Source organism: Tropicimonas sp. (genome assembly GCF_047971885.1).
Taxonomy (GTDB): Bacteria; Pseudomonadota; Alphaproteobacteria; order Rhodobacterales; family Rhodobacteraceae; genus Tropicimonas.
Genome location: NZ_JBKEAE010000193.1, coordinates 1 through 9,973, shown reverse-complemented (window position 1 = coordinate 9,973; position 9,973 = coordinate 1). Strand labels below are relative to the sequence as shown.

The following is a 9,973-nucleotide window of genomic DNA, read 5'->3' as shown; positions in this document are numbered from 1 at the left end:
TGGTCGTCTTCGCTACGACCGTGGCGCCGGGGCCGCGAAAGGGTATCGCCATGGGCACCGCGAACGGCAGCTTACCGGCACCTTCGGGACCGAGACGGTCCGCGTGCCGCGTGCCCGGATCACCGGGCGCATACCTGCGATCGTGATCTTCAACGCCGGCATCGCCACCGGCGGAGCCAGCTTTTCCGATATCTCGCTCGAACAACACCTGGGGCTCATTGGCCTCAACATCCTGTCCCCGGTGCGCATGGCCCATGCGCTGGTGTCGCAGATGGTCGCCGCGGGCGGTGGCAGGATCATGCTCGTGAGCTCGCTCTCGGCCACCACGCCAACGCCCTTCGAAGGCGTCTACGGTCCCTCCAAGGCCTTCCTGTCGTCCTTCGGTTATCCGCCTCCCGCGCCAGCCGCCCTTCCAGTTTCGAGGTCGCCGTCGCCGCGCTCAGCGCCAACTGGTTGGCCAGCAATCTCACCGGCACGCTATGCTTGGTATCCCTGATCAGCTGATCGAGTACCGTCAGCACCGCCCCCGACCGAAAGGCCACTGTTTCAGGGGTTTCTGCCCGCCAGGAGGTGACCCAGCCCGGCACTTTCGGTAGGAAGGTTTGGTCGCCGGAGATGGCAGTGGACTGGAATGTCATGCCACAAGATTATCCCATGGCGGCGCTTTCGAGTGGCGAAATCCCTTTCATCCGCCGTCACTGTACGCCGGCCCTTGCCTCTGATAAGTTTGCCTTATCGGAAGCAATATGACAGGCTGTGGAAAGATGGCAGAAGCGGCGGCAAGGCGGCGGATCGGGAGCGACGATCGCGCGGGCGCCCTCTCCGCTCCTGTTCCGGATACGGTCACCGGCTCAGAACGGATCGAGCAGGCGCGCGCCCGTCGCACGAAAATCTGCGCCGTTCCCGGTGACGACAACCCCGTCGCGGGCAAGGGCCTGCGCGGCGATCATCAGATCGGCGCCGGGATGACCCAGATCGGCCGACAGCCGGCCCCAGATCAGCGCATCCCCGGCCCCGAAGGGCAGGATGCGGTCGGCAAAGACCGAGACCGTACGGTCGAGCCAGGCCCGCAGATCGGCGGCAAAACCCGGGTCGCGGCGCTCCTGCCGCCGGATGCCACGCTCTATCTCTCCCAGCGTGACGACGCTCAGATAGAGATTTTCCTCTGCCTGCGCGGCGAGCCAGGCAGCCACCCGGGGGGCGCGATCAGGGCGGCGCACGGCAGAAATGACGTTTGTATCAAGGATATATATCAAAATTCCACATCCCGGGGCACCGCATCGAGCCGTTCGACCTCGCTGCCGGGAAAGGCCATCAGATGCTCGGCGAAGCTTTCGCGCCGGGCTTTCGCGGCCTCGACAAGGCGGGCGTATTCGGCAGCCGAGACCACCACCACCGCCGGCTTGCCGCGGCGCGAAACCGCCTGCGGCCGGCCGGCCAGCGCCGCCTCGACCACGGCACTGAACCTGTTCTTCGCATCCTGAAGCGTCAGCACGGCCATCTCCTGTCTAGCTATCTGGCTAGATACACCCTGCCGGCGCAAAGGTCAAGAACAGGACAAGACGCGGCATGGCGGATCGATCCGGCCCCGGCAGGTCGTGTGAGCGAGAAAACGCTTGCCCGAATCCGAATCCCTGTGCACATAGTAACGGCAATAAGTGAAATGACCGGCAAAAACCGTAACAAACGGAGACCGGCAGCGGGCGGAACGGCAGACAAGAGCAGAAGACAATGGCACAGGCAGATCCCGATTTCGGCGCGTCCCACCGTATCGACCGGCTGGTCGGTACGCATGCCGAAATGCTCTCCGAGCGGCTTCAGGCGCATCGTGCGCAGCTCTTTCCGCCCGACGCAAGGAAGGAATTGCGCCGGTTCACCTCGGGCGAGGCGGCGGACCTGCTCGGTGTCAGGGATGCCTATCTGCGCAAGCTGCATCTGGAGGGCCGCGGCCCCTCGCCCGAGATCCGTGCCGCCGGCCGGCGCTATTATTCGCCCGACGATATTCAGGCCCTGCGCCGGCTGCTGGAGAAGGGCGCCAAGGTTCCGGGCACCTACATGCCGGGTCGGCGCGCCGGCGACCACCTGCAGGTGATCACCGTCATCAATTTCAAGGGCGGCTCGGGCAAGACGACGACATCGGCCCATCTGGCGCAGAAATGCGCGCTCGACGGCTATCGCGTCCTGGCGATCGATCTCGATCCGCAGGCGAGCCTTTCGGGGCTGCACGGGTTCCAGCCCGAATTCGACCTGCTCGACGGCGGAACGCTCTACGATGCCATCCGCTACGACGATCCTGTGCCGCTTTCCGGGATCGTCCAGCGCACCTATTTCACCAATCTCGATATCGTGCCGGGCAATCTCGACCTGATGGAGTTCGAACACGAAACGCCGATGGTGCTGGCGCAGGGGGTGAACAAGCTGTTTTTCACCCGCGTCAGCGATGTGCTGGCGGGGGTCGAGGGCGATTACGATCTGGTGGTCATCGACTGCCCGCCGCAGCTCGGCTTTCTCACCATGTCGGCGCTGTCGGCGGCGACGGCGGTGCTGGTCACGGTGCATCCGCAGATGCTCGACGTGATGTCGATGTGCCAGTTCCTGCTGATGACATCGAACCTTCTGGGTGTTGTCGCCGATGCCGGCGGCGACATGTCCTATGACTGGATGCGCTATCTGGTCACCCGCTACGAGCCCGGCGACGGGCCGCAGAACCAGATGGTCAGCTTCATGCGCTCGATGTTCGGCGACCATGTGCTCAACCATACCATGTTGAAATCGACGGCGATTTCCGACGCCGGCATCACCAAGCAGACGCTCTACGAGATCGAGAAATCGCAGTTCACCCGCACGACCTATGAGCGCGCGATGGAAAGCCTGAACGCCGTCAACGGCGAGATCGAGGGCCTGATCCAGCGCGCCTGGGGGCGGGTGCCGGTGGCCGAGGGGAGGTAGCGATGGCACGCAAGAACCTGCTTCAGGGGCTGATCGGCGATCAGAAGGCGCAGCCCGAAGGGGCCGAGCCCCCTGCCCCGCCCGCCGCCTCGCAGCGGCCGCGCTATTCCAGGGGCGCCATCGGCGCGGTCAGCCAGTCGATCGCCGAGCTGAAATCGCGCGCCATCGCCGAGATTGACCCGTTCCTCATCGACCGGGGCGGGCTGGTGGACCGGCTGGACGACGACACGGAACTGGCCGCCCTGACTGCCTCGATCCGCGAACACGGCCAGCAGGTGCCGGTGCTGGTGCGCCCGCATCCCGACCACCCCGAGCGCTATCAGATCGTCTATGGCCGGCGCCGCGTGCTGGCGCTGCGCGATCTGGGGCAGCCGGTCAAGGCGATGATCCGCGATCTGGACGATCGCGAACTGGTGGTCGCCCAGGGGCAGGAAAACACCGTCCGCAAGGATCTGACCTTCATCGAAAAGGCCAATTTCTCACGCCAGATGCGCGATGCCGGCTACGGGCGCAAGGTGATCTGCGAGGCGCTCAACGTCGACAAGACGCAGATGAGCCGCCTGTTGCAGGTGGCCGATGCGCTCGGCCCCGACCTGATCGCGGTGATCGGCGCCGCGCCGGCGATCGGCCGCGACCGCTGGCTGAAGCTGGTCGAGGCTTTGCGCGTCAGCGGCACCGATCCGGATACGGCCATGGCACATGCAAACCTTGCCGGCGGACCGACCTCGAACGACCGTTTCGAGGCGCTTCTCAATGCGCTCACCCTGCCCCTGCGCAGACAGGCGGCGGCCGAAGCGGGCGGCGAAGCAATTGTCCTGCGGTCCGACAGCGGGGCCGAAATCGGCCGCCTGACACGCAGACGCGGCGCGACAACCGTGACGATTCCCCATGCCGGCGCCGGGGGTTTTGACGAATGGCTGGCCGCGAACCTTAGCGAAATTCACCGCAACTGGCTGAAACAACACGATAAAAAGAAATCGTAACCGGCCCGTGCGGTGTGATGACCGAGCAGTAACCAAGGAGGCACAAAAAGGCGGAACCAAAAGAAAAGCCCCCCGGACATGACTCCGAAGGACTTCTCAAGTGATCTAGCACTTCCTTGATAGTCCGCATCGTTGACGGCTGTCAACTCACGTCTTGGGGCGGCGGGAAAGTTCTGTCCTGTGAAAGACCCATGCAACGACTCACAACCACGTCCTTCGGGCGGCGGCCGGTGACGGCTGGCCAACTGGCTGCCCGTGCCCACGCCGAGGCCCCTGCCCTGCGGCCTTCCGCCGGCAAATGGCAGATATTCCGCGACCTCACCGCCGCGCGTCTGGCATTCGGCCTTTCCGGCCGGACACTGACGGTTCTCAACGCGCTGCTGAGCTTCCTGCCCGGCGATACGCTCGATGACAGCGGGGTGCTGATCGTCTTCCCCTCGAACCGGACGCTTGCCCTGCGCGCCCACGGCATGGCCGAGGCCACCTTGCGCCGCCATATCGCCGCGCTGGTCGAAGCCGGCCTGATCGCGCGTCACGACAGCCCCAACGGCAAGCGCTACGCCGCGCGGGATCGTCAGGGCAGAATCGCCGTCGCCTTCGGATTCGACCTGCGCCCGCTGCTGACCCGTGCCGGGGAAATCGCCGGGGCCGCACAACAGGCCGCCGACAGCGCCGAGGCGCTGCGCCGTCAGCGCGAGGCGGTTGTGCTCGGGTTGCGCGACGTAACCAAGCTCATTGCCTATGCCACGCAGTCCGGGCTCATGGTGCCCGGCAGCGATGTGGCCGAACCGCTTTCGGCGCTGCGCCGGGCGCTGCGCCGGCGCCTGTCGCCAAACGATCTCTCGGCGCTGGCCAAAAACGTCGAGCGGCTGCGCGGAATTGTCGATAACCTTCTGGAAACACGACGTACCGCTTCGAAAACGAGCGGCAGTGACAGCCAGAATGAGCGGCACTATCACAATTCAGACAATATCCCCGAATCTGAATCCTGCCAGGAAAGCCGGCAAATGGCCAAAACCGCGCAGGAACCGGCAAGCGCTCTGGCTGAAAACGACCCGCCAATACCGCTCCACCTTGTGCAGAAAGCCTGCTCGAACCTGAGCGAGTATCTGCCAGAGGAAATCCGCCACTGGCGGGATTTTCTTGGTGCCGTCAATCAGATCCGTCCCTGGCTGGGCATTTCCGCCGAAACCTGGGGGGAAGCGACAACCCAGATGGGCCATTGCAACGCCGCGATCGTGACAGCGTGCATTCTCCAGCGCGCGGACCGCATCGCATCGCCTGGCGCCTATCTGCGGACATTGACGCGCAAGTCGGCGGCCGGCAGTTTCAGTCCCGGGCCGATGGTGATGGCATTGCTGAACGCGCCGTCCCGACGGGCCGCCTGACCAGCAGCGGCGGAGTGCGATCATGATCTGGGCCAAGACCTTCGAGACCGGGGTGAAATCCCTGCCGGCGCATCTTCTCGATGTGGCCGCGGTCATGGCGGAGCTGAACAGCGCCCTGCCCGACCGCCTCGCCCGCGAGGCCGCTGTTGTCGGCCTGCCCGCCGAAACGCTCGGGCAGTTGCGGGTCGCGCTGGCGGCATTGCACGATCTGGGAAAATGCAGCGATGCGTTCCAGGGCCTGCGCGCCGATCTTTGTTCGGAACCGCTGGTCTTTCCATCTGCGGTCCCGCGAATCCGGCACTGGCGGCTGACCGCGCGGCTATTCGCCTGCGGTGATCTGGCACCGGTTCTGGACCGGCTTTTCCCGGCGCTCGACGGGGATGATCTGGCGGCGCTTCTGGCGCCCTCCGCCGGTCATCACGGCCAGCCACCGGCGCCGGACGACTGGGCGTGGCGGGGGCATCACCCGGTTCAGGAGGCGCTGCGGATCGCGGCCGCACAGATCGCGGTCGCGGTTCTCGATGCTGCCGGTATCGAACCGCTGGAGATCTCGGATCCCGCGCTGATCCGGCTGATTTCCTGGCAATCGGCCGGGCTGGTGACGCTGGCGGACTGGGTGGGCTCGGATGCGGAATTCTTCGGGCCGGGCGATCCGTCCGACCTGCCGTCCTATTTCCGGGAAATGCGCCTGGTCGCCCGCGCGGCGCTTGCCGCCAAGGGCCTGCTGCCGGGCCTGCCGAATCCCGGCCCAGGTCTGGCGGCAATTTCGCCCGAGGCGGCGGCGGACCCGCGTCCGATGCAGCGATGGGCCGAGACCGTCGCCCTTCCCGAAGGCCCGTGCATTGCGGTGATCGAGGATATCACCGGTTCCGGCAAGACCGAGGCCGCGCTGGTGCTGGCGGCCCGGATGATGGCGGCCGGCAAGGGTGAGGGCCTCTATTTCGCGCTGCCGACCGAAGCGACGGCGAATGCGATGTTCGAACGTCTGGTTCGGGCGCATCGCGGGCTCTTTGCCGGGGGCTGCCTGCCGTCGCTGGTACTGGCGCATGGGCATGCAGCGATGAATGCGCCGTTTCGGACTGTCCGCAATGCCGATCCCGACAGCGCCGAGGCACAGTGCAACGACTGGATCGCCGATCATCGCCGCAAGGCGTTCTTTGCCGATGTCGGGGCCGGAACCGTCGATCAGGCGCTGCTGGCGGTGCTGCCAAAGCGATTTTCGGCCCTGCGGCTGGCGGGGCTGGCCGGTCGGGTGCTGATCGTCGACGAGGCACATGCCTATGATGCCTATATGGGCATCGAATTGCAGCGCCTGCTGGAGGCGCATGCCCTGGCGGGCGGATCGGTGATCGTGCTGTCGGCGACCTTGCCGCAGCGGCGGCGGGTGGATCTGGTTTCGGCCTTCACCGGCGCGGCGGGCGGGTTGACGGCTGTCAACTCCGGCGGAGGTGTTGCGCCGCGAACGGTGGAGTTGACAGATGTCAACCATTTTCCGCTGGCCACGCTGGCGGCCCGGCATCACCGCAGCGCCGAACACATCCCCGCGGCATCGGAACGCACCGTCCGCGTTGCCCGCGCCACCAGCCGCGAGGCGGTTGCCGCCGATGCGCTGGCGGCGGCGGGGCAGGGGGCGGCGGTTCTGGTGCTGTGCAACGCGGTGGACGAGGCCATTGCCATGGCGGCGCGCCTGCCGGGGGCAGAGCTGTTCCATGCCCGTTTCGCCATCTGCGACCGGCAGGAGATCGAGGCCCGCGCGCTGACGCGCTTTGGCAAGACGGGGCAGGGGCGGGAGGGCCGGATCCTGGTGGCCACACAGGTGGTCGAGCAATCGCTCGATGTCGATTTCGACGTGATCTTCACCGACCTTGCGCCGGTCGACCTGCTGATCCAGCGCGCCGGGCGGCTGTGGCGCCATCCGCGCGGCGCGCGCCCCCTTCCCGAACCGGTGCTGCATGTTCTTTCGCCCGCGCCGGACGAAACGGTCGGGGCGGGCTGGCTCGATCCGGTGCTGGGAAAGGCGGCGGCGGTCTATCGCGATCCGGCGGTGATGTGGCGCAGCGCGCAGGCGGTATTTGGCGCCGGGCGGATTGTCGCCCCCGGTGCGCCGGGCGTGGCGGGCGGCCTGCGCAGCCTGATCGAGGCCGTCTATGGCGACGCGCCCGCGCCCGTTCCGCCGGGGCTGGAACGCGGCGCGACGGAGGCCGAAGGCGACAGCCACGGCGCAAGCACGCTCGCCAGACTGAACACCGTCACGCTGGACGCGGGCTATGGCGCCCATCCCGTCACCGCCGAACAGGAGATCGGCACAAGGCTGGGCGAAGCGGTGACGGTGCGGCGTCTGGCGCGGCTGGAGCGGGGCAGGGCGGTTCCCTGGGCGCCGGGCCCGGATCAGGCCTGGCCACGTTCGGAGATCGCCATCCGCAGAAAGTGGCTTGCGGGTCTCGAACCCGCGCCCGAAGTGGCGGATGCCGCCGCAGCCGCCCGCGCCGACTGGCGCGACTGGGAGCCCGATGTGGCGATCGTGGCTGATGACGGGCAGGTGATGCTTCAGGACGACGCCGGCCAGCGGCCGCTCCGCTATGACCGGGTAATGGGATTGTCTGCTGGCAGGGATCGTTTATCTTGAAAGGGTTACTCGCTGAGCGGGTATGAGCCGTATGTCCATGCGATGCATGTAGTGGTTCCTATGTGTTCCCCGCCCACGCGGGGATGGTTGGATAGACTTCCGGCAGGCTATTGACAGCGGCCTTCTAAGTCCGGGCTGGAATTTGGAGGATAATCTCAAGACTGGCCCGGACTAACGGCTGGCTTGCGATCTCGAAAGAGAACTCCCAAGCCGGCATTGCGCCATGAGACCACGTAAGGTCAGGATTATGTTCCTCTTGCATAGCAAGTACATACTTCTCTTGACGAGAAGTTGGATCTCCGTTACCAAAAAAGGAGCTGACGAGAATTCTCGTCAGCTCCTTTAACCCCAGTCGGCGCACGTCCCTGGAAAAGATGCCGCGCAAAGCCAACGGAGGTATGAAAATGGTTCCCCCATAACGTAACGTAGCCTTTCTGACATTGTGTCACGGCCACCTTGCTACGCCTGATTTATGGCGTAGCATCCTATTCAGTATATGGAAAGTAGTGTGATGTCCTTCAACCTGCTGACCGATCCGTTCCTGCCTGTCCGTACTGCGGATGGGGGGCGGCGTGTGATGCGGCTGACCGGGTTGTTCGCCGCCGAAGATGCGGTCGAACCCGACTGGCCGCGCGGCGATTTCAACGCGGCGGCTTTCGAGTTTCTGATCGGGATCGTATCGGTTGCGCTGGCGCCGATGGGGCTGGTGGAATGGCGCGCCGGCTGGGCGACGCCGCCGGCGGACTGGGCGGCGCGTCTGGCGCCTCTGGCGCCGGCTTTCGAATTGTTCGGCGACGGCGCGCGTTTTTTGCAGGAATTCGGCGGGCTCGACGGCGATCCCACACCGATAGAAGCGCTGCTGATCGACACGCCCGGCGCCAACGGCCAGAGGAAGACTTCCGATCTGCTGACCCATCGCGGCCGGACTGCGGCGATGGCGCCGGCGGAAGCGGCGATGGCGCTTTATACGCTTCAGGCCTTTGCGCCGACCGGCGGGGCGGGCAACATGACGTCGATGCGCGGCGGCGGGCCGCTGAGCGTGCTGGTGGTGCCGCAGGGCGCGGGCGGGGCGCCGGTGCCGCTGTGGCGCAAGGTCTGGGCCAATCTGGCGCCGCAGATCGCGCCGGTCGGGGATCTGCGCGATGTCTTCGCCTGGCTGGGGCCGCGCCGGGTGAAGGGCAAGGTTCATGCCGACACGCCGGGGTTTCACCCGCTGCACAGCCATTTCGGCATGCCGCGGCGGATGACGTTGATGGCGGACGGGCAGGGAAATGTGACCGGCTTCGTGCAGAAGCCGCACGGGCTGGATTACGGGCTCTGGCAGCACCCGATGACGCCCTATCGGCAGGTGAAACCCGATTCCGAGCCCTATTCGGTCAAACCCAATGCGCAGGTGTTCCGGGCGCGGGACTGGGTGGATGTGGCGCGCCGCGTGGGGGATCTGCGATCCGGGAATGTCCGGGCGCTGAAGGAGCGCGAGAACCGGCTTACGGCTGGCCAGCAGCACCCGGAGCCGCGCCTGCGCGTGGCCGGCTGGAACATGAACAACATGGAGGCGGTGTCGTTCCTCGAGGCGGAACTGCCGCTGCATCTGGTGGCCGATGCCGGGCGGCAATACGATCTCGATGCGCTGGCCGTCGACATGGCGAACGCGGCGGATCAGGCGGCGTTCGAGACACGCCGCCATGTCAGGCGGGCAGTCTTCGGCGACGGGACGGCCGATACCGGCAAGGGCGTGCTCGACGCGGTCTCGGGTGAGGTGCTGGACGCCGCCGACCGGGCGTTCCACGAGATTCTGGCCGAGGCGCAGGCGGCGGAGCCGGGGCCGGGGCCCTTCGGCGATCATGGCCGGGCGGAGTTTGCCGCGTGCTGGCTGGCGCTGCTCCGGCGTGCCGCGCTGGCGGCGTTCGATCGTGCCGCGCCGGTGCCGCTCCATGACCCGGCGCGGGCCGGGCGCATCGTCGAGGCGCGCCGGCGGCTGGTGATGAGCTTCGGCAGCCGGGCGAAGCTGGCTGTCGATCTGGGCG

At 66.4% G+C, this 9,973-nt stretch carries 8 protein-coding genes and 1 pseudogene; 6 read left to right on the top strand and 3 right to left on the bottom strand.

Features of this window, described 5'->3' with window-relative positions; all coding sequences use genetic code 11:
* Positions 1-103: 103 nt before the first annotated feature.
* A pseudogene (locus ACK5IR_RS16300) lies at positions 104-322 on the top strand (SDR family NAD(P)-dependent oxidoreductase); the annotation flags it as partial.
* Here the strand turns inward: ACK5IR_RS16300 and ACK5IR_RS16295 are convergent.
* From ACK5IR_RS16295 to ACK5IR_RS16285, 3 genes are all read right to left on the bottom strand, one after another.
* Positions 297-638 (bottom strand): DUF1403 family protein, encoded by a 342-nt coding sequence (locus tag ACK5IR_RS16295; RefSeq protein ID WP_416930360.1) that lies wholly within the window; start codon positions 636-638, stop codon positions 297-299. The pseudogene ACK5IR_RS16300 and the gene ACK5IR_RS16295 overlap by 26 nt on opposite strands.
* 213 nt (positions 639-851) lie before the next feature.
* Positions 852-1,256 carry a type II toxin-antitoxin system VapC family toxin gene (locus ACK5IR_RS16290; RefSeq protein ID WP_416930358.1) on the bottom strand — a complete coding sequence of 135 codons (405 nt, stop codon included), beginning with the start codon at positions 1,254-1,256 and terminating at the stop codon, positions 852-854.
* Entirely contained in the window at positions 1,253-1,495 is a 243-nt protein-coding gene (locus ACK5IR_RS16285; protein ID WP_416930356.1) for a type II toxin-antitoxin system Phd/YefM family antitoxin, read from the bottom strand. The genes ACK5IR_RS16290 and ACK5IR_RS16285 overlap by 4 nt, the downstream gene beginning before the upstream one ends.
* 236 nt (positions 1,496-1,731) lie before the next feature.
* Here ACK5IR_RS16285 and repA point away from each other — a divergent pair, with 236 nt between their 5' ends.
* The 5 genes from repA to casA form a co-directional block, all read left to right on the top strand.
* Positions 1,732-2,949 (top strand): plasmid partitioning protein RepA, encoded by a 1,218-nt coding sequence (repA, locus tag ACK5IR_RS16280; RefSeq protein WP_416930355.1) that lies wholly within the window; start codon positions 1,732-1,734, stop codon positions 2,947-2,949.
* Between the two features lie 2 nt (positions 2,950-2,951).
* Positions 2,952-3,932, top strand: coding sequence for a plasmid partitioning protein RepB (gene repB, locus ACK5IR_RS16275; protein WP_416930353.1), 981 nt, complete (start codon positions 2,952-2,954; stop codon positions 3,930-3,932).
* A gap of 191 nt (positions 3,933-4,123) precedes the next feature.
* Positions 4,124-5,320: a plasmid replication protein RepC gene (gene repC, locus ACK5IR_RS16270; protein ID WP_416930351.1), complete on the top strand. Its 1,197-nt coding sequence runs from the start codon at positions 4,124-4,126 to the stop codon at positions 5,318-5,320.
* A 22-nt stretch (positions 5,321-5,342) separates the two neighbouring features.
* Positions 5,343-7,946 (top strand): CRISPR-associated helicase Cas3', encoded by a 2,604-nt coding sequence (cas3, locus tag ACK5IR_RS16265; RefSeq protein ID WP_416930349.1) that lies wholly within the window; start codon positions 5,343-5,345, stop codon positions 7,944-7,946.
* A gap of 511 nt (positions 7,947-8,457) precedes the next feature.
* A partial coding sequence (casA, locus tag ACK5IR_RS16260) for a type I-E CRISPR-associated protein Cse1/CasA (protein ID WP_416930347.1) occupies positions 8,458-9,973 on the top strand: 1,516 nt, incomplete at its 3' end.